Raw genomic sequence first — 18910 nt, 5'->3', positions numbered from 1 at the left:
GTCCAGGCTGACGGAGTCAGGCGTCAGGACGAGCCGAGCAGCTGGCTCAGATCAGCACCGGAGGCGACTTCCTCCGGTGCTGCCTCGCGGGAGAACAGCCGTGCGCCCGCGGGCGTGCCACCGAGCGTCAGCACATCACCCTCGCGGCGTAGCCAGGTCCCTTCCCGCAGTCCGAGTACCGGTCCGGGATTCTCCTCGAGATACTGAGTGATCCGCAGCGCGCGGGTCTCGCCCTGGTGGGTGGAATCCGGGTCGGGGTCCAGGTAGTGCGGGTTGATCTGGAACGGGATGAGCCCGAGGGCCTCGAACGAGGGCGGCTCGAGGATCGGCATGTCGTTCGTGGTGCGCAGGCTGGGGCAGGCCACATTCGTGCCGGCACTCGATCCCAGATAGGGCGTACCGCCCGTGACGGCGGAGCGGATGGGCTCGACCAGGCCGCGCCGGTGCAACGCGTCGACCAGCCGGAACGTGTTCCCGCCGCCGATGAAGATCATCTCCGCCGAGGCCAGGGCGGCAGCCTCATCCCTCGCTTCGTGCAGACCGGTGACCGTGAAGCCGGAGGGCTCGAGCGCTGCCGCGACCTGCGCGGTGTAGGCGGCATGGTCGGCGAGGGCGAACGGGACGAAGAGGATCTGCCGCGCGGCGCCGGCAACGTCATGGATCTCCTCGATCGCATGCTCGAGATAGCCACGGCCCGGCGCGGTGGAGTTCGACAGCAGGAGCAGTGTCATCGGGATCCCCTTCGGGTGGTGTGCGGGCGTCGCCTGCGTTGGGCGGCGCTGTTCTGCCCGAGCAGGTCCGTGAGCTCCAGGCTCGCGGTCAGGAGCCGGGAGAGGTGGTCGGTGAGAGTGGAGGTTGGGTGCTCGACGATCGATTGACCCAGGGTCAGCGATCCGACCGCTCGTCTGCCCAGCATCACCGGGACGGCGAGTGCGCGGGTGTTCTCGTCGTACTCGCCCTCGGAGGTGGCATAGCCGAGCAGTTCGGTTTCGGCGAATTTCTCTTCCAGGGCGAGTACATCGACCTCGGTCCGGTCGGTGAATCGGCCCATCGGGCGGCCCCACAACAGGGCGCGACGCTCGGCCCGGCCGATGAACGCGAAGTACGCACGTGCGGTCGCACCGGCGTGCGCCGGGTAGAGGTCACCGACCAGCGCTGAGCTGCGCAGCGGCCCGTCGGACCCGTCGGCGGCGGCGACACAGCGAACGTGTGTGCCGTCCGGGATCGCGAAGGCCGCGGCGGCGCCGGTGTCTTCGGCGAGCCGGAGCACCACCGGATCCGCGAGGCGCGCGAGCCCTCCGGTCCGCTCCCACAGCTGTGCCATCCGCCACATCGTCGGGCCGAGCGTGTAACGCCGGGTGTCGGCCTCGACGCGCAGGAAGCCGCGTGCAGCCAGGGCCGCGAGGAGGCGCTGGGCGGTGGACTTGTCGAGCGAGAACTCCTCGGCCAGCTCGGTCACGGACCACTGGGTGCGACGCTCGGAGTAGGAGAGCAGGACCTGCAGGGCCCGGTCCACCGTCTGCAGCGGAGAGCGCCGCCGATCCGAGGGCGTGGCGTCCATCGTGTCCTTCCTGTCGTCGTCGACTCACCGTAGCAGCGGCCATGTCACAGAATGAGGTCGTAGCGCAAATAGTGAGATGAGGTTGCACAAAGTGACCGATCGGTTGGACGCTCACTTCCACGCAGTGACCGAGAGCCGGACGCTGAGCCCGAGAAGTGAGATGGGAGGTGCGACCACGTGCCGTACATCGCCCGTCGGATCGCCGCGATGATCCCCGCACTGCTGGGTGTGATCGTGTGCATCTTCCTCATCACCCGGGTGCTTCCCGGTGACCCGGCCCGCACGTTCGCCGGTGAGCAGGCGGCTCCCAGTGTGGTGGAGCAGGTGCGCCGGGAGATGGGCCTCGACCGCCCGATCTGGGAGCAGTTCTTCCGCTACGTCGGCGACCTCCTGCGGGGAGATCTCGGCTTCTCGTGGCACACCGGCCGCACCGTCGTCGAGGAGTTCGCCACGCGCTTGCCGGCCACCATCGAGCTGTCCCTCGCGGCGCTGGTCCTGGCCCTGCTGATCGGGGTCCCCATCGGCATCATCAGCGCCACGCGGCGCGACCGCCCGATCGATCACGTCAGTCGCGTGCTCTCGCTCGTGGGAGCCTCGATGCCGCTGTTCTGGCTCGGACTGATGGTCATCTACCTGTTCTACGGACAGCTCGGATGGCAGCCGGCACCACTGGGTCGTATCGATTCCGGGCTCAACCCGCCGACCTCGATCACTGGCCTGTACGTTGTCGACTCGCTCCTCACGGGCGATCTCGCGGCCCTGCGTTCCTCGTTGGCACACCTGATCTGGCCGGCCATGGTGCTGGCCACCGGCAGCACCGCGATCATCGCCCGGATGACTCGCTCGGCGATGCTCGAGGTCATCGACCAGGACTACATCCGCACGGCCCGGTCGAAGGGCTTGCCACCGTTGACAGTGATCGGCAAGCACGCGCTGAAGAACGCCGCCCCCGTCACGATGACCGTGGTCGGCCTGCAGTTCGGCCAGTTGCTCGGGGGAGCCGTCATCACCGAGACCATCTTCACCTGGCCGGGACTGGGCTCCTATGTCACCGACGCCGTGCTGGCCACCGACTACGCGCCGGTGCAGGCGTTCACCCTGCTCGCTGCCGTCGTCTACCTCGTGGTGAACCTGCTCGTGGACCTGTTCAACGGCGTGCTCGACCCGAGGACGACCCATGCCTGAGCCGACGACCCTCGCCCGTACGCGCCCCACGACCGCCTGGCGACTGCTGCTGCGCAACCGGATCGCCGTCGTCGGTCTTGTGTTCGTCGCCCTGTGGACCCTCGGGGCGCTGGTGGTGCCGCTCAGTCCCTATGGTGCGGCCGAGACGGGTGCCGGCCCCCTGCTCAGCCCGCCAGGAGCAGACCACCTGTTCGGCACGGACAACTTCGGGCGGGACATTCTCACCCGGGTGCTGGCCGGCGGTCGGGTCTCGCTCTGGACCGGTCTGCTCGCTGTCGGCATCTCACTCGTGATCGGGGTGCCTCTGGGCGGCCTCGCCGGGTTCCTGGGTGGTCGCTTCGGCAATGTCGTGATGCGGGTGATGGATGTGCTGCTGGCCTTCCCACCGCTCGTGCTGGCGATGGCGATCGCGGCGAGCCTGGGCGCCGGGATGACCAGCGCCATGGTCGCCGTCGGCATCGTCGGTATCCCCGAGTTCGCCCGCATCATGTACAGCCAGACGGTGTCGCTGCGCGAACGCGACTTCGTCGATGCCGGTCACGCGATCGGACTGCCACGGATGACGATCTTCGCCCGGCATGTGGTGCCGAACGCCTTCGCCCCGATCCTCGTGCGCGCCACTCTCGGGATGGGCTATGCCATCCTCACCGCCGCGTCTCTGAGCTTCATCGGCCTCGGAGCCCAGCCACCCCTGGCCGAGTGGGGCGTGATGATCTCCGACGGACGCGGCTACATCATCAGCGGCGAGTGGTGGATGACCACCTTCCCCGGCATCGCGATCGCCACCTCGATCCTCGGTTTCAACCTGCTCGGCGACGGACTGCGGGACGTGCTCGACCCGCGCCTGCGCACGAGCCGCTAGACGCTTCGCCCCCTCACCTGAAATGGAGCAACCCATGAAACGTCAGGCAGTCACACTGGCCCTCGGGTCCGCACTGGTGCTCAGCGCCTGTGGAGCCAACGCCAACTCCGACGATGGCGGCGCCGCCGGTGGCGAGGAGGCTACCGACACTCTCACGGTCGCCTACTCCGAGGGCGGTACGACGCTCGACCCGGCCATCGCCAGCGACGTCACCTCCGACACCTTCGTGCTCGCCGCCTATGACCAGTTGGTCACGTACGCGCGCACCGAGGTCGATGGTCAGTACGAGGCCGACACCTCACAGATCGAGCCGATGCTGGCGGAGAGCTGGGACGTCTCCGAGGGGGACACCCGCTACACCTTCCACCTGCGTGAGGGCGTGACCTTCCAGGACGGCAGCGATCTGACCGCTGAGGATGTCGACGCCACCTTCGACTACATCGCGTCCTCCTCCAACGCTGCGTTCCTCTACGGCATGGCCGGGATCGAGGATGTCCAGGCCCTCGACGAGTACACGGTGCAGATCGACCTGACCGCACCGAACCACCTGTTCCTGCAGATCCTGCCCATGTACTCCTTCTCCATCATCAACATGGACCTGGTGGAGGAGAACGGCGGGACCGACTGGCTCGCCGCCAACACCGCCGGATCCGGCCCGTACACGGTCGACTCCTGGGATCCGGCCAGCGAGGCTGTCCTGACCCGCAACGACGACTACTGGGGCGAGGCCCCGGCGCTGCGACAGGTGACCATGAAGTTCATCGGTGAGGCCTCCAACCGGGTGCAGCTGCTGCAGAACGGCGAGGTGGACGTCGCCCTCGAGGTGCCGCCGAAGGATGTCGAGTCCCTCGCTGCGGTCGACGGCGTCACCATCGACTCCCGCGCCAGCAACAAGATCCTGTACTTCGGCATGAACACCGCGATCGAGCCGTTCGACGACCCACTCGTGCGGCAGGCGATCTCCTACGCGATCCCGTACGAGAACTTGATCAGTGACGTGATGATGGGCCAGGCCTCGCCGATGACCTCCTCGGTGGCCAGCTCCACCCCGGGCTGGACCGACGCCGGGTATGAGTACTCCCACGACCTGGATACCGCACGCGAACTGCTCGCCGAGGCAGGATATCCGGACGGTTTCGAGTTCGACTTCACCCTCGGCTCCGGCTTCCAGGACTGGGCCGACGACGCCGTCCTCATCCAGGCAGAGCTCGCCGAGATCGGCGTGACCATGAACATCGAGAACATGGCCCGCCCGCAGTTCCTGGACGCACTCGCCACCGGTGAGGTGCAGTCCTACATCAGCCGCTGGACCTCGTTCGTCAACGACCCCGGCTACCACCTGGGACTGCTGCTGACCGCCGAGGGCACCAGCAACTACGTCAACTACGACAACGACGAGGTCAACGCGCTCTGGGAGCAGGCCGCCACCGAGCCCGATGCGGACGTGCGCGCGGACCTGTATGGGCAGATGCAGGAGATCATCACCACCGAGGCGCCCTGGGCCTACCTGTACGAGTACAACATCGTGGTGGCCCACCGCGACGGCGTGGAGGGGTACACCTCCTACCCGGACGGCATCATCCGCTTCTTCCAGATGAGCCGCTCATGACCAGCCTCACGCAGTGGGAGCAGATCGTCCTCGACGAGATCGACCGCACCAGCGACGACCTGCTCGCCCTGGCCGGAGACCTCATCCGCATCCCGAGCGAGAACCCGCCGGGTGACTGCACCGAGGTGGCCGAGTTCGTCGCCGCCTACCTGCGCGAGGCCGGGCTCGAGGTCGAGGTGCTGGATGCGGGCGAGGGGCGCCTGAACGTCCTGTCCCGGATCACCCCACCCACGACGGCGCAGCCCACCTCGGCCGGGCCCCGTCACCTCGCGCTCGCCGGTCACCATGACGTCGTCCCGGTGGGGGACACTTCCCGCTGGACGTTCCCTCCGTTCGCAGGGGACGTCGTCGACGGTTACCTCCGGGGCCGCGGGGCGAGTGATATGAAAGCCGGCCTCGCCGGCACGCTGTTCACAACGGTGCTGCTGCACCGCCTCGGCGTGCCGCTGGCCGGCACGCTCTCCCTGGCCTCGGTGGCGGACGAGGAGACCGGCGGACCGCTCGGGGCGCACTGGCTGCTCGAGAACGGGCACCTGGACGGCGCCACCGGGGCGGTGATCGCCGAGCCCGCCGAGCGTACGCACCCCACGATCGGTCAGAAGGGCAGCAACTGGTTCCGGCTGACGATCTCCGGCAAGCCGGGTCACGGCAGCCTGCAGCCGCTGCACGGGCAGAACGCCAACCTTCTCGCCGCGCGGGCGATCCTGGCCCTGCAGGGACTGTGGGAGATGACCCCGGACGCGCCGGCCGAGGTACGCGACCTCATCGAGTCCTCCAAGCGGTTCGCGGAGGAGCGCGAGGGCTACCAGGACGGCATCTCCGCGGTCTTCGAGCACGTCACCGTCAACATCGGGACCGTCCACGGCGGCTCGTCCACGAACGTCGTCGCGGACTCCTGCGTGGTGGAGGTCGACACCCGGGTGCCGATCGGCCTGTCCCGCGCCCAAGTGCGGGCCGAGACCGAGCGACTCCTGGCCGAGGCGGGCGTGGAGGCCGAGATCGAGGAGATCGGCTTCCGCAGTGAACCGAACTGGACACTTCCGGACGATCCGGTGGTCGCCACGCTGGTCGACGCACTCGCTGAGCTCTCCGGGGACCCGGAGACCGCCGGGGTGCTGCAGTGGGCATCCTCGGACGCCCGGACCTTCCGCAGCCACGGCATCCCGGTGCTGCAGTACGGGCCCGCCGAACTGGCCACGATTCACGGGTTCGACGAATGCGCCCCGGTCGAGTCGGTGATCCTCGCTGCCAAGACCTATGCGCTCACCACCCTGCGCTACCTCGGGGTCCGAACGAACGAGAAGGAAGACCATTGCTCAAGGACGTCCTGACCATCCTCGACCTGCTGGACAGCCCCAGCGCCGACGGTGAGACGCTTGCCGCGCACCTGCGCACCCTCACCCCCGCCGACTCCGGCTGCCGCATCGAGGTCGAGCGGGTGAGTGGGGACGAGGGGTCCACGGACTTCATCACCGTCACCATCCCCGGCACCGATGGGCGTCTCAGCGGTGGCGAGGCGCCCACGCTCGGTGTGGTCGGACGCCTCGGCGGGGTGGGGGCGCGGCCGGAGCTGATCGGGTACGTCTCCGACGGTGACGGAGCGACCGCCGCACTCTCGACGGCAGCCCGGCTGCTGACGATGCACACCCGCGGCGACCGGCTGCCCGGCGATGTGATCGTCTCCACCCATGTGTGCGCATGGGCGCCGACCCAGCCGCACGACCCGGTGCCCTTCATGTCCTCCCCGGTGGATGTGCACACGATGAACACTCAGGAGGTCAAGCCGGAGATGGAGGCGATCCTCTCCATCGACACCACCAAGGGCAACCGCGTCATCAACCACCGCGGTGTCGCGATCTCCCCGACTGTGCGGCAGGGGTACATCCTCCCGGTCAGCCCGGACCTGATCTCGGTACTGGAGACCGTCTCCGGTGAGCCTGCCGCGGTGTTCGCGCTCTCCACCCAGGACATCACCCCCTACGGCAACGGCCTGGACCACATCAACTCCATCCTGCAGCCGGCCGTGGTGGCGACCGGGCCGGTGGTGGGCGTGGCACTGACGACGGTCACCCCCGTGGCCGGCTGCGCGACCGGCGCCAGCCACGAGACCGACATCGCACTCGCTGCCCGCTTCAGCATCGAGGTCGCGAAGGGCTACGGTGCCGGCACGCTCCGCTTTCACGACGAGGCAGCCTTCGCCGATCTGACCCGGCTTTACGGCACCGCCGAACATCTGCAGACGCTGGGCGTCAGCCATGCATGACGATCTCCTCGTCGTGGAGGACCTGTCGGTCCGGATCGACACCTCCCGGGGCCCGCTGGATGCCGTCCAGGGTGTGAACCTGCGCATCCCGCGCGGGGGATCGCTCGGGCTGGTGGGGGAGTCCGGCAGCGGGAAGTCGGTGACGGCGATGAGTATCACCCGCCTGCTGCCACGCCGCAGCGTCCACGTGACCTCCGGCCGCATCCTGCTGGAGGGCCGGGACCTGACCTCCCTCAGTGAACGGCAGCTGCGCGGGGTGCGCGGTGGGCAGGTCGCCACGATCTTCCAGGAGCCGATGACTGCGCTGAACCCCGTGTTCACCATCGGCAACCAGATGGCCGAGCCGTTGCGGCGGCACATGCGGCTGGGGCGGCGCGCGGCACGGGACAGGTCACGCGAACTGCTCGACATGGTCGGGATCCGCCAGAGCGCGCGGATGCTCGACAGCTACCCACACCAGCTCTCCGGCGGGATGCGCCAGCGCGCGATGATCGCGATGGCGATGTCCTGCGAGCCCGCGCTGCTGATCGCCGACGAACCCACCACGGCGCTCGACGTCACCACCCAGCTGCAGATCCTCGACCTCATCCTGGACCTGCAGGCCGAGCACGGCACCTCGGTATTGCTCATCACCCACGACCTCGGCGTCGTTGCCCAGACCTGTGACGACGTGGCGGTGATGTACGGCGGGACGATCCAGGAGACGGCGGCCGTGCAGGACCTGTTCGACCGGCCACAGGCCGAGTACACCAAGCGACTGCTGAGCTTCATGCCGGAAGGCCGGAGCCGAGTGGCGGACGCCCTGGACCTCGACGACAGCGCCGCACCTGCCGAGACCCCCGAACCGAAGGAGAGCCAGCCGTCTCCCGAGGACGCCCCGCCCCTGCTCGAGGTGCGCGACCTGGTCAAGACCTTCCCCGGCCAGCGCATCGGCGGGCGCCGCTCCGAACCGGTGCAGGCCGTGCGCGGGGTGAGCTTCGCCGTCCCCCGGGGCACGACTGTGGCCATCGTGGGGGAGTCCGGTTCGGGCAAGTCGACCACCGGGCGGGCGCTGCTTCGCCTGCACGAACCCACGTCCGGTGCGGTGAGGTTCGACGGTCAGGATCTGCTGAGCCTGGACGAGGCACGGATGCGGCAGATGCGTGCCCGGATGCAGATCGTCTTCCAGGACACCTACGCCTCACTCGACCCCCGTTGGCTGATCGGCCGGACGCTCGCCGAGCCGCTGCGGCTGCACACGGACATGACGTCGGTGCAGATCGAGGAGCGGATCGCCGAGGTCCTTACCCTCGTCGGTCTCGAACCCGACCATGCCGACCGTTTCCCGCACGAGTTCTCCGGTGGGCAGCGTCAGCGCATCGGGATCGCCCGCGCCCTCATGCTCGACCCCGATCTCGTGGTGTGCGACGAACCGGTCTCCGCGCTCGACGTCTCCGTGCAGGCGCAGGTGCTCGAGCTCATGAAGGACCTGCAGGAGCGGCTCGGACTGACCTATGTGTTCATCTCCCACGACCTGTCGGTGGTGGAGATGATGGCCGACCACGTGGTGGTGATGAGCCACGGCCAGGTGGTTGAGCAGGGCAACACAACGGAGATCTTCACCCGCGCCCGGCACCCCTATACCCGGGCGTTGCTGGCGGCGGTCCCCGTCACCGACCCGGCCCAGCGGCACAACCGCAGCCAGCGGCGCGAGATCGTCGAGCGCGGGATCGCGGCCGCGGGATGACCGTGGGCACGCTCGGCCTGGTGACCATCGGCCAGTCGCCGCGAGTCGACCTGATCCCTGACATTGCTGCCGCCCTCACCGTTCCCTACACCGAGCACGGCGCCCTGGACGGGCTCGACCGGGAGACGATCGCCGGCCTGGCGCCCGGGCCCCAGGAGCCGGTGCTGACCAGCCGGCTCGCTGACGGCACCTCCGCCGTCCTCACCCACGCCCGGCTGATGCCGCACCTGCGTGCGGCCGTGAACCGATGCGTCGACGACGGTGCCTCGGTCGTGCTCGTGCTGTGCACCGGCGACCTCGGGCACCTGGAGGCTGAGGTGCCGGTGCTGCACGCCGAGTCGCTCGCCCACGCCGGTGTCGCCGGCCTGGTGGGACGTGGGCCCGACGGCCCGAGGCTCGGGGTGGTCTCTCCGCTGCCGACGCAGACCCGCGCCGCGGCCGAACGCTGGGCTCACGTGCTCGGGCGCGACGTGCTCGTCGCCGATGCCGACCCCTACACCGGGTCGGTCGCCGATGTCGCCGCTGCGATCGAGCGGCACCGGTCCGCCGGGGCGGACTGGGTATTCCTGGACTGCATCGGCTACTCCGAGGCGATGCGCCGCGCGGCCCCGGAGGGGATCCGGGTGCTCCTGGCCCGCAGTCTGGCCGCCGGTCTGGCCGTCGAGGCCGTCCGCGCCTCGTCCTAGCAGCTCAGGTACACCCGCATGCTCAGTTCCGGCATCGTCACCGTGGTGCCCGCGTCGGCCATCTCGGCATCTGGCGGCGGCGTCTTCCGCGCCGAGTCCCATACCAGCCGGAACTGATCGGCTCCGGCGCTGGTGAGGGTCACCCGCACCGGGTTGGCAGCGCCGTTGATCACCACCAGCGCGTCCGAGCCCTGCTCAGGCAGCTGCGGGCGCCGGTACATCTGCAGCACCCGGCGGTGCACGTCGTGCCAGCGCTCGACCGTCATCGACGCCCCGTGCTCGTCGTACCACGCCAGCGCCGGGTGCACGGGATCGGGGACCTCGAACCGGCCTGGGCGCAGTGCCGGGTGCTGACGCCGCAGCGCCAGCAGGTGGCGGGTGGTGGCGAGCAGGTCCTCCTGCCAGGGCGCCAGGTGCCAGTCCACCCAGACGGTCTCGTCGTCGAGGCAGTAGGCGTTGTTGTTGCCGTGCTGGGTGCGCCCCAGCTCGTCCCCGGCGGTGAGCATCGGGGTACCCGAGGCCAGCAGCAGGGTGCCGAGCACGTTGCGCATGGTGCGGCGCCGGTGGGCGAGGATCTCCGGGTCATCCGTCTCGCCCTCGACCCCGTGGTTCCACGAGATGTTGTGGTTGCTGCCGTCCTGGTTGTCCTCGCCGTTGGCTTCGTTGTGCTTGTGGTCGTAGGCCACGAGATCGGCGAGGGTGAACCCGTCGTGGGCGGTGACGTAGTTGATCGAGGCGCCCGGTCCGCGCCCGTCCGGCGGAGGTTCGTGAGCGAACATGTCAGCCGATCCGGCCAGGCGGGTGGCCAGATCGCGCAGGTCGTGCCCGCTGTTCCCGTGCACCGTGGCGGCGGCGTCGGCGATCCAGAACGTCCGGATCGCGTCCCGGAACTGATCGTTCCACTCGGCCATCGGGGCCGGGAACTGACCGGTGCGCCACCCGTCGGGGCCGACGTCCCACGGTTCGGCGATCAGCTTCAGCGGTGACAGCTCGGGGTCGGTGCTCAGCGCCACCAGGAAGGGGTGATCGGGCTTGAAACGCTCCCCGCGCCGCGCCAGAGTGACGGCCAGGTCGAAGCGGAAGCCGTCCACGCCCACCACCTGCGACCAGTACCGCAGCGAGTCCAGCGCCATCCGCACCACGACCGGGTTGCGGAAGTCGAGGGAGTTCCCGGTCCCGGTCACGTCCAGGTAGGCGGTGTGGGTGATGCCCTGGTGCAGGTAGTAGCCGGCACCGTCCAGTCCGCGCCAGGACAGCAGCGGTCCGTCGAGACCACCCTCGCAGGTGTGGTTGTAGACGACGTCGAGGATCACCTCGAGCCCCGCCTCGTGCAGCAGCGAGACCATGCCCTTGACCTCGTCCAGCACGGCCGCCGGTCCCGCCTCTTGTGCGGCCGCTGTTGCGTAGGAGGGCTCGGGGGCGAAGAACCCGAGCGTGTTGTACCCCCAGTAGTTGCTCATCCCGCGCTGGGTGAGGGCCGGTTCGCTCGCCTTCGCGTGGATCGGCAGCAGCTCGACGGCGGTCACCCCCAGGTCCTTGAGGTACGCCACGGTCTCGGGGTGCGCCAGGCCTGCGTAGGTGCCGCGCAGGTGCTCCGGCACACCGGGCAGGCGCTGGGTCAGACCGCGCACGTGTGCCTCGTACACCACGGTCGTCTCCCAGGGGATCCGCGGGTGCTGTGCCGGGTCGCCGTCGAAGGCGTCGTCCACCACCACGCCGATCCCGTCAGCGATACCTCGGGCGTAGGGGTCCAGCAGCAGCGTGTCGGAGTTGTGCCAGAGCCCGTGGGTCGGTTCCCACGGACCGTGCACCCGCAATCCGTACGCCTGACCGGCCCGCACTCCGGGGACGAAACCCGCCCAGCGCCCCCACCGAGCGCGGTGCAGCCGCACCCGCCGCTCCTGCCAGGTGCCGTCAGCTCCCGGGTCGAGCAGGCACAGGTCGACGGCGACGGCCCGGGGCGCGTGGACCATCGCCTCGACGCCCTCGGCTCGAAGATGCACGCCGAACCGGTCCGGCTCGACGGCGCACCGGCGGGCTGTGTCGGACGCGCGTGCGGCGGTCTCGAGCACAGGGGCGGGGGAGATGGTCACGATGTGGTCCACGGTCGGGGGAAATTGCGGCTCCGGCTGCCGGGAGTGGCAGGCTGGGCGTATGCGAATCGTAGTGTGCGTGAAGCATGTACCCGAGTTGGAGTCCGCGCGGGCCTTCTCGGAGGGGCGCGCCGTGCGTTCCACCGAGGACGGCACGCTGAACGAGGTGGACGAGAACGCCGTCGAGGCTGCACTGGCCTTGGGCGAGGGAGCCTCCGAGGCTGAAGTGATCGCCGTGACCGTCGGCCCTGCGCCAGCGGTCGACGCGGTCCGCCGTGCCCTGCAGATGGGTGCAGACCGCGGCCTGCACGTGATCGACGACGCGCTGGTCGGTGCCGACTACGCCGCCACGACCACGGCGCTCGCAGCCGCCGTGCGCTCGATCGGTGAGGTGGACGCCGTCGTGACCGGGATGGCGGCACTGGATGGGCTCGGCGCTGTGGTGCCCTCACTCCTGGCCGCCGAATTGGGCCTTCCGCAGATGACGGTGGCCCATGAGGTGTCCTCCGCAGATGGGGTCGTGACGATCAAGCGCGATGTGGCCGGCGCCACGGAGACGTGGCGTGCCCCGTTGCCGGCCGTGATCTCGGTGACGGATGTGGCGAACAGCCCACGGCTGCCGAAGATGAAGGAGATCCTCGCGGCCCGCTCCAAGGAGGTCGCCACCGTCTCGCTCGCTGACCTCGGGCTCGCCGCCGCCGACGTCGTCTCCCGCACCCAGGTGCTCGAGGCGAGCCGCCGGCCGGACAGAGCCGGCCCAGAACTCGTGACCGACGACGACGGGCAGGGTGGGCGCAAACTCGCCGACTACCTCATCTCCGAAGGGTTGATCTGATGGCAACGGCAGTGGTCTACCTCGACGGCGATCCTCGAGAAGGTGTCCTCGAGGCCGTGACGCTCGCCCGGCAGGTGGGCGACGTCGTCGCCGTGGCACCCGCGCCGCTCGGCAGCGAAGCCGTGCAGACCCTGGGGCGCTATGGGGTCACCCGGCTGGTCCACCTGGAGACCGGTGGCGTCGCGATGGACGCACCGGCCGCCGTCGGGCAGGCGCTGGCAGATGCGGCCACGCAGCTGGACGCGACGGCGGTGCTGCTCACCTCCACATTCGGCACCAAGGAGATCGCCGCGCACACCGCGCATCACCTGCGGGCAGGGCTGCTCGTCGATGTGGGGGATCTGCGGCTGCACGAGGGACACCTGGCGGGCTCCAAACGCGCCTTCGGGGGCACGTGGGACACCTCTTGCGCGGTCACCACCGATCGGGGTGTGGCCACGGTGCGCCCGAACGCCGTGCAGGCCGAGCCGGTTCAGACTCCGGTCGACGTGGTCACCGGCGCCCTGACCGTGACCGCGCAGGTGCCGGCGGGGCTGGAACTGGTGAGCCGGGAGGTGCACGACAGCGACAGTGCGCGTCCACCTCTGGCCGAGGCGGCCATCGTGGTGGCCGCGGGGCGTGGCACCTTCGGCGATTTCGACCCGGTGCACGAGCTGGCGGACGTGCTCGGGGCGGCAGTGGGCACCACGCGTGACTGCGTGGACGAGGGGTGGCTGCCGCACGATGCGCAGGTCGGGCAGACGGGGGTGACGGTGGCGCCGCGGCTGTACCTCGGCGCCGGGATCTCCGGGGCGCCGCACCACATCGGCGGGATGTCGGCCTCGCAGACCATCGTCGCGGTGAATATCGACGCGGAGGCGCCGCTCGTGGAGATGGCCGACTTCGCCGTCGTGGGGGACCTGGCCTCCGTGCTCACCGATGCTGCCGAGGCGATCCGCGAGCATCGGGCGCAGTCCTAGGGCAACTCGAACCGGGCGAGTTCGTCGAACCCCAGGGTGGCGAGCGTCTCGTCCTCGATGACGTGCAGGTAGAGGCCGATGAAGGTGGTGCGCTCCCACAGCACCTCGCCGGTGTTGGCATCGACGCCCAGCATCGGTGAGGAGTCGATCACCAGGAGGTCACCGACGGCCAGGACGTCCGATCCGGAGTATGGGGAGATGTCCAGTTGCCACCTGATGGTGTCGCTGGTGGTCTCCAGCGCGACGAGGGTGTTCTCGCCCTGAACCGTGTAATGCTCGGGTGTGCCTCCCGCGAGCGGTGGAAGGCGGAAGTCGTCGGCGCGAAGCTCGAGTGCGATCACCGGTCCTTGCGCCTGCGGTGAGTCCCAGTCGACCGCTACGACCTTATTCTGCGCGTCCACGGCCACCGGGCGGGCCGGTGTGGTGTCGGGTGGGCTGACCAGGTCCAGGTGGGGCAGGGTCCACGACGGCGACCCGTCCAGCTCGTGCCGCACGATTCCGTCGTCGGTGGCGCAGTAGTAGTGGTCCTCGCTGGCCGTGGCCCGACGGCACTCGTGCGCGAGGACGTCGCCGGTCTCGGTATTGATGACGGCCGCGCCCGGGGTGGACCAGAGCAGCACGTGCGGGCCGGTCAGCGCCCGCCAGCGGGGGCGCTCCATCGCCGGTTCGGCGTTGTCCTCGCCGTTCATCTGCTCCTGCAGGAAGGTGTCGAACAGGCGCTCGCTGCCGGCGATGTCGGCAAACTTCTCCTGCCAGATGAGGCTCCCGTCGGGGCCGACCATGGTCAACGCGATTCGCCGCCCCTCCCCGACGATGAGTAGCCCCGTCTCGCTGAAGCTGACCGTGCGGACGGACGCGATCGCCGTCGCCGGTCCTTCCCCGGTGATCTCCCCGGTGGCGGCATCGATCACCAGGACCGCCCAGCCGTCGTCGGAGCGGTACACGCACCCCACGGCGCCGTTGACCGCTTCGGCCCCGCAGAGCCCCGACGGCAGGTCGTGCTGCCACATCGTGGTACCGGTCTGCGGGTCGATCCCGAGCACGACGCTCGCCCGCCGGGCGTCTTCCGGGCCGGCGAGCGCTACCCAGGCCTCGTCGGTGGTGATGAAGGGCGGGCCGGTGAAGGCGTTGTCAGTGCCGAGGATGAACTCACCCACGGCGTCGGTGCCGGCCGCCTCGGACGGGGTGATGACCCACGCCGTGTCCAGCTGGGGTGGTGTGGTGGAGCCGGGCCTGTCCTCGCTTGCGCTGTCACTTGCTCCGGCCATCAGGATCCGTGCCAGCACGAGCGCGATCACGAGGAAGACACCGACGGCGGCCCCGACGGTCAGGAGGGCACGATGGTGGCGACGGGCCTTGCTCTTGCCTTCCTCATGCACATGGTCACCGTATCGGGGCCAGGAGGTGTCCGGCATACTGCCTGGATGGGTGGGGTGAGCGAGGAGAGGTTTCGCCGCCTCGCGCGCTCGAGCCCGTGGCTGTGGCAGCGTGTGGCGTTCACGGCCTCGTGGCGCGGCCCGCATGCAGGGGAGCCGGTACGGGCGTGGATCGAGCGACCGGCGCGGATGCGGGTGGAGGATCTGCAGGGGCGAATGCTGGAGGAGGAGCCTCCGCCACGGCCAGAGCCATCATCAGTCGGGCCATCGATCGCACCACTGGTGGGATGGTCGCCGCTGCCTCCGGAGATGCGTCAGCCATTGACACCTTCCGTTCCGAGCGCTCCGGAGCCGCGGTTCGCTGACGACGGTCTGGTGGCCGAGCGTTTCGGAGACGAGTACGACCACGATGTGCCGATGTACGTCAACTATCACTGGGTCGCCATGCTGGACCCCCGTGAACTGGCGGACGGCACCGTCATCGAGTCAGTCCGGGAGGTCACCCACCACGGGCGTCCCGCCTGGGAGGCAGTCCTGCGACCGACCGCGGACTACGACCCCCGCTGCTCCTGCTGCCCGCTCCTGGACTGCGCGGTGGCTGCAGAGGAGTACCTCCGCCCGGACGAGCCGCGCCGCGAGGGCGGATACGCGACACGGTTCGAAGTGCGCCTGGACTCGGTCACCGGGATCTGCGTCTCCACCCGGGAGCTCGACGGTCCGCGCCGTGGTGATGGTCACGATGTGCGCATCGAGGCAGCGCACGATCAGGCTCGTTGATGTGAGCAGGTCTACCCCCAGTGCCGGTCGGCACCTGATGGGGCGAACGTAGACTGGAACGCTGTGACGACCTACCTCGACCACGCGGCGACGACCCCGGTTCGACCGGGGGCGGCGGCCGCGTACGCCGAGGCGCTGGAACAGGTGGGCAACCCCTCCTCCCTACACGCCGCCGGCCGCGCCGCGCGGCGCCTCGTGGAGGAGTCGCGGGAGTCGATCGCCGCCGACCTGGGCGCCCACCCGACTGAAGTGATCTTCACCGCCGGCGGCACGGAGGCCGACAATCTCGCCGTTCAGGGCATCTGGCGTGCCCGCGCCACGGATACGCGACGGGGGATGGTGACCTCCGCCGTCGAGCATCCTGCTGTGCAGGAGAGCGCGCAGTGGCTTGCCGCCCACGAGCGGGCGGACCTCATCGAGGTGGGCGTGGACGAGGCTGGTCGGCTCGACCTGGACGCGTTCGCGGCCGCAGTGACGGAGCAGACCGCGGTGGTGTCGGTGATGTGGGCCAACAACGAGGTCGGCACGCTGCAGCCGATCGAGCAGGTGGTCGAGGTAGCGCGCAGGGCGGGCGTGCCGACGCACTCTGATGCCGTGCAGGCTGTGGGTCAGGTGCCGCTGGACTTCGCCGGCAGCGGCGTCGATGCGTTGACCGTCTCCGGCCACAAGCTTGGTGCACCGATCGGGATCGGAGCGTTGCTCGCCCGCCGCGAGCTGGGCCTGACGCCGGTGCTGCACGGGGGAGGGCAGGAGCGGTCGGTGCGGTCCGGGACGATCCCCGTGCCGGCGATCAGAGCGTTCGCTGTCGCGCTGCGCGAGGCGGTGTCCGTCCGGGAGAGCGAAGCGGTGCGCCTGGCAGGCTTGCGTGACCGGATGCTGGCGGGGATGCGCGCGATCCCGGACGTGCACCTGAGCGGGCCCGAGGGGGCGGGCCGGCTGCCGGGCAACCTGCATGTGCGGGTGGATGGCGCCGATGCCGACGCGTTGTTGTTCGCACTCGATGCGGCGGGGGTGTGCGCGTCGTCGGGGTCGGCATGCCAGGCGGGGGTGCAGCAGCCGTCGCACGTGCTGGCTGCCATGGGGGCCGACGACGGCGCAGCCCGCTCCGGTCTTCGCCTCACCCTGGGGTGGACCTCGAGTGAGCGGGATGTGGATACGTTGCTTGGGGTGCTGCCGCGGGCGGTCGAGCAGGCGCGGGCGGCCTATCGGCCTCGGAAGAAGCGTGATGTGAAGGTGGGTGTGTGATGCGGGTACTGGCGGCACTTTCCGGAGGAGTGGACTCGGCGGTCGCGGCGGCCCGGGCGGTCGATGCCGGGCACGACGTGGTGGGAGTGCACATGGCGCTCTCGCGCTCGCGGGCTCAGCACCGCAACGGATCGCGCGGGTGCTGCTCGATCGAGGATGCCTCCGACGCCCGGCGGGCCGCGGATGTGCTGGGCATCCCGTACTACGTGTGGGATCTCTCGGAGGAGTTCGAGGACACGGTGGTCGCGGACTTCCTCTCCGAGTACGCGGCCGGTCGCACGCCGAACCCGTGTGTGCGGTGCAACCAGCACATCAAGTTTGACGCGCTGCTTGATCGCGGGCTGGCGCTCGGTTTCGATGCCGTGGCGACGGGGCATTACGCGCGGATCGTGGACGTTCCTCAGGGCGGCGGGGTGCGGCGTGAGCTGCACCGCGCCGGTGATCCGGAGAAGGACCAGTCGTATGTGCTGGCCGTGATGGGGGCGGAGCGGTTGGCGCGGGCGATGTTCCCGCTGGGTGAGGTGGCGAGCAAGGACCAGGTGCGGGCCGAGGCTGCCGAGCGGGGTCTGAGCGTCTCGGCGAAGCCGGACTCCTACGACATCTGCTTCGTGGCCGACGGCGACACCCAGGGTTTCCTGCGTGACCGGTTGGGCGCGGCTCCCGGTGAGGTGGTGGACGCCGACGGTGCGGTTGTCGGCGAGCATGATGGGGCGTACGCGTACACAGTGGGGCAGCGGCGCGGGCTCGGCTTGAACCGGCCGGCTGCCGATGGCAAGCCCCGGTACGTGCTGGAGGTGGACCCTGCCGCGAACCGGGTGGTCGTCGGGCCCAGCGAGTTGCTCTCGGTGACCGAGATCTCGGCCGGTGAAGTGGTCTGGTTGGCCGATGACGTGCCGGCACAGGAGTGGACCGAGGTGAGCGTGCAGGTCCGGGCGCATGGGGAGCCCGTGGACTCGCGGGTGATGCTGCGGGATGGTGAACTGCTGACTGAGCTCGGGTCGCCGCTGCGGGGGATCGCACCTGGACAGTCGATCGTGGTCTATCAAGGGTCGCGGGTGCTTGGGCAGGGCAACATCGTGAAGGCGGGGCGTGGGGCAGCGCTGAGCCGGGTGTAGTGCCGGGCCGGTTGGCTTGTTCATCCTCTGTGGTGTGGCCGTGTCCGGCGGTGTCGCCATGCGCACAGGCCTTGGTCCGGAGGTAGCGCGCGCGCCGCGAGAGACAAAGCAACGAGGTTGTGCCACGCCAGGCGTGCGCCCACGCGTGCACATGCCTCACATGGCGCCCCGACGGCGGGGCTCTTCTGGCTCGTGGACATGCCGCGGTCCCCGTCGACGGGCTGTCGGCGGGGTTCGGGGCGGGGTGGTCAGAAGGGTGGTGGGTCGGTGCTATTGGAACTGTCGGTGTCGATGGGCCTCGACGTCGTGCCAGGGCTGGCGGGCACGCCAGCGTTGCTCACGGGCGGCTCAGCATCAAGACCTGGATCGGTGCCAGAACCGGTGCCGGGACTGGTGCGGGGAGGCGGCTGTCCTGCCGTTGGTCGCACCTGGTGGCGGCGGGTAGGCATGGCCCGGGCGTTGGCTCGCATCGAAGCGATCGCGACGCGGCGGGTCTTGATGATCGGCTGACCCGGGGTACTGATGACACCGGGGAGGACGAATGTGCCCGCCGGGGCCACCAGATACGCCACCCGATCAGGCCCGGTCCAGTAATACATCCCCGGGCAGAGCAGCTCA

The 18910-nt window shown here is 69.7% G+C and carries 17 protein-coding genes; 12 read left to right on the top strand and 5 right to left on the bottom strand.

Annotated elements, in window-relative coordinates:
- Window positions 1-23: 23 nt before the first annotated feature.
- Together pepE and FV560_RS03575 are read right to left on the bottom strand one after the other, a co-directional pair.
- Window positions 24-731, bottom strand: coding sequence for a dipeptidase PepE (pepE, locus tag FV560_RS03580; protein WP_159619466.1), 708 nt, complete (start codon window positions 729-731; stop codon window positions 24-26).
- Window positions 728-1561: an IclR family transcriptional regulator gene (locus tag FV560_RS03575; RefSeq protein ID WP_159619464.1), complete on the bottom strand. Its 834-nt coding sequence runs from the start codon at window positions 1559-1561 to the stop codon at window positions 728-730. Before FV560_RS03575 ends, pepE begins: the two co-directional genes overlap by 4 nt.
- 177 nt (window positions 1562-1738) lie before the next feature.
- Between FV560_RS03575 and FV560_RS03570 the strand changes: the two genes are divergently transcribed.
- The 7 genes from FV560_RS03570 to FV560_RS03540 are packed head-to-tail and all read left to right on the top strand — an operon-like array spanning window position 1739 to window position 9892.
- Window positions 1739-2746 carry an ABC transporter permease gene (locus FV560_RS03570; RefSeq protein ID WP_200837524.1) on the top strand — a complete coding sequence of 336 codons (1008 nt, stop codon included), beginning with the start codon at window positions 1739-1741 and terminating at the stop codon, window positions 2744-2746.
- Window positions 2739-3608 (top strand): ABC transporter permease, encoded by an 870-nt coding sequence (locus FV560_RS03565; RefSeq protein WP_159619462.1) that lies wholly within the window; start codon window positions 2739-2741, stop codon window positions 3606-3608. The genes FV560_RS03570 and FV560_RS03565 overlap by 8 nt, the downstream gene beginning before the upstream one ends.
- Before the next feature lie 34 nt (window positions 3609-3642).
- Window positions 3643-5217, top strand: a complete 1575-nt coding sequence (locus FV560_RS03560) for an ABC transporter substrate-binding protein (RefSeq protein ID WP_159619460.1) — start codon at window positions 3643-3645, stop codon at window positions 5215-5217.
- The gene (locus FV560_RS03555; RefSeq protein ID WP_159619458.1) at window positions 5214-6548 is read left to right on the top strand and encodes a M20 family metallopeptidase; all 1335 of its coding nucleotides are present in this window, start codon (window positions 5214-5216) and stop codon (window positions 6546-6548) included. The genes FV560_RS03560 and FV560_RS03555 overlap by 4 nt, the downstream gene beginning before the upstream one ends.
- Window positions 6530-7480, top strand: coding sequence for a DUF1177 domain-containing protein (locus FV560_RS03550; protein WP_159619456.1), 951 nt, complete (start codon window positions 6530-6532; stop codon window positions 7478-7480). Before FV560_RS03555 ends, FV560_RS03550 begins: the two co-directional genes overlap by 19 nt.
- Window positions 7473-9206 (top strand): ABC transporter ATP-binding protein, encoded by a 1734-nt coding sequence (locus FV560_RS03545; protein WP_159619454.1) that lies wholly within the window; start codon window positions 7473-7475, stop codon window positions 9204-9206. The genes FV560_RS03550 and FV560_RS03545 overlap by 8 nt, the downstream gene beginning before the upstream one ends.
- Window positions 9203-9892: an AroM family protein gene (locus FV560_RS03540; RefSeq protein ID WP_159619452.1), complete on the top strand. Its 690-nt coding sequence runs from the start codon at window positions 9203-9205 to the stop codon at window positions 9890-9892. Before FV560_RS03545 ends, FV560_RS03540 begins: the two co-directional genes overlap by 4 nt.
- Here FV560_RS03540 and glgX read toward each other — a convergent pair.
- On the bottom strand, window positions 9889-11985 hold the full coding sequence (glgX, locus tag FV560_RS03535) for a glycogen debranching protein GlgX (RefSeq protein WP_420853344.1): 2097 nt from the start codon (window positions 11983-11985) through the stop codon (window positions 9889-9891). The two genes, FV560_RS03540 and glgX, sit on opposite strands and share 4 nt — an antisense overlap.
- A gap of 79 nt (window positions 11986-12064) precedes the next feature.
- Here glgX and FV560_RS03530 point away from each other — a divergent pair, with 79 nt between their 5' ends.
- Complete coding sequence (locus FV560_RS03530) at window positions 12065-12820, top strand: electron transfer flavoprotein subunit beta/FixA family protein (RefSeq protein ID WP_338049689.1); 756 nt, start codon at window positions 12065-12067, stop codon at window positions 12818-12820.
- Window positions 12820-13779: an electron transfer flavoprotein subunit alpha/FixB family protein gene (locus FV560_RS03525; RefSeq protein ID WP_159619448.1), complete on the top strand. Its 960-nt coding sequence runs from the start codon at window positions 12820-12822 to the stop codon at window positions 13777-13779. Before FV560_RS03530 ends, FV560_RS03525 begins: the two co-directional genes overlap by 1 nt.
- Here FV560_RS03525 and FV560_RS03520 read toward each other — a convergent pair.
- Window positions 13776-15194 carry an outer membrane protein assembly factor BamB family protein gene (locus tag FV560_RS03520; protein WP_235019908.1) on the bottom strand — a complete coding sequence of 473 codons (1419 nt, stop codon included), beginning with the start codon at window positions 15192-15194 and terminating at the stop codon, window positions 13776-13778. The two genes, FV560_RS03525 and FV560_RS03520, sit on opposite strands and share 4 nt — an antisense overlap.
- A gap of 9 nt (window positions 15195-15203) precedes the next feature.
- Here FV560_RS03520 and FV560_RS03515 point away from each other — a divergent pair, with 9 nt between their 5' ends.
- From FV560_RS03515 to mnmA, 3 genes are all read left to right on the top strand, one after another.
- The gene (locus FV560_RS03515; RefSeq protein WP_159619444.1) at window positions 15204-15932 is read left to right on the top strand and encodes a hypothetical protein; all 729 of its coding nucleotides are present in this window, start codon (window positions 15204-15206) and stop codon (window positions 15930-15932) included.
- Window positions 15933-15995: 63 nt separating this feature from the next.
- The gene (locus FV560_RS03510) at window positions 15996-17177 is read left to right on the top strand and encodes a cysteine desulfurase family protein (protein WP_159619442.1); all 1182 of its coding nucleotides are present in this window, start codon (window positions 15996-15998) and stop codon (window positions 17175-17177) included.
- Window positions 17177-18292, top strand: coding sequence for a tRNA 2-thiouridine(34) synthase MnmA (gene mnmA, locus FV560_RS03505; protein ID WP_159620197.1), 1116 nt, complete (start codon window positions 17177-17179; stop codon window positions 18290-18292). Before FV560_RS03510 ends, mnmA begins: the two co-directional genes overlap by 1 nt.
- Before the next feature lie 248 nt (window positions 18293-18540).
- Here mnmA and FV560_RS20260 read toward each other — a convergent pair.
- Window positions 18541-18910, bottom strand: a 370-nt coding sequence (locus FV560_RS20260) for a hypothetical protein (RefSeq protein ID WP_235019907.1), incomplete at its 5' end; no start/stop codon positions are given.

It is taken from the genome of Ruania rhizosphaerae (assembly GCF_009805705.1).
Lineage (GTDB): Bacteria > Actinomycetota > Actinomycetes > Actinomycetales > Beutenbergiaceae > Ruania > Ruania rhizosphaerae.
This window is presented reverse-complemented; position numbering and strand designations above follow the sequence as displayed.

Coding starts and splice junctions, on each gene's coding strand:
- FV560_RS03520 (WP_235019908.1), bottom strand. CDS start 15,194: ATGCCGGACACCTCCTGGCCCCGATACGGTGACCATGTGCATGAGGAA.
- FV560_RS03575 (WP_159619464.1), bottom strand. CDS start 1,561: ATGGACGCCACGCCCTCGGATCGGCGGCGCTCTCCGCTGCAGACGGTG.
- FV560_RS03565 (WP_159619462.1), top strand. CDS start 2,739: ATGCCTGAGCCGACGACCCTCGCCCGTACGCGCCCCACGACCGCCTGG.
- FV560_RS03555 (WP_159619458.1), top strand. CDS start 5,214: ATGACCAGCCTCACGCAGTGGGAGCAGATCGTCCTCGACGAGATCGAC.
- FV560_RS03525 (WP_159619448.1), top strand. CDS start 12,820: ATGGCAACGGCAGTGGTCTACCTCGACGGCGATCCTCGAGAAGGTGTC.
- mnmA (WP_159620197.1), top strand. CDS start 17,177: ATGCGGGTACTGGCGGCACTTTCCGGAGGAGTGGACTCGGCGGTCGCG.
- FV560_RS03540 (WP_159619452.1), top strand. CDS start 9,203: ATGACCGTGGGCACGCTCGGCCTGGTGACCATCGGCCAGTCGCCGCGA.
- pepE (WP_159619466.1), bottom strand. CDS start 731: ATGACACTGCTCCTGCTGTCGAACTCCACCGCGCCGGGCCGTGGCTAT.
- FV560_RS03515 (WP_159619444.1), top strand. CDS start 15,204: ATGGGTGGGGTGAGCGAGGAGAGGTTTCGCCGCCTCGCGCGCTCGAGC.
- FV560_RS03560 (WP_159619460.1), top strand. CDS start 3,643: ATGAAACGTCAGGCAGTCACACTGGCCCTCGGGTCCGCACTGGTGCTC.
- FV560_RS03545 (WP_159619454.1), top strand. CDS start 7,473: ATGCATGACGATCTCCTCGTCGTGGAGGACCTGTCGGTCCGGATCGAC.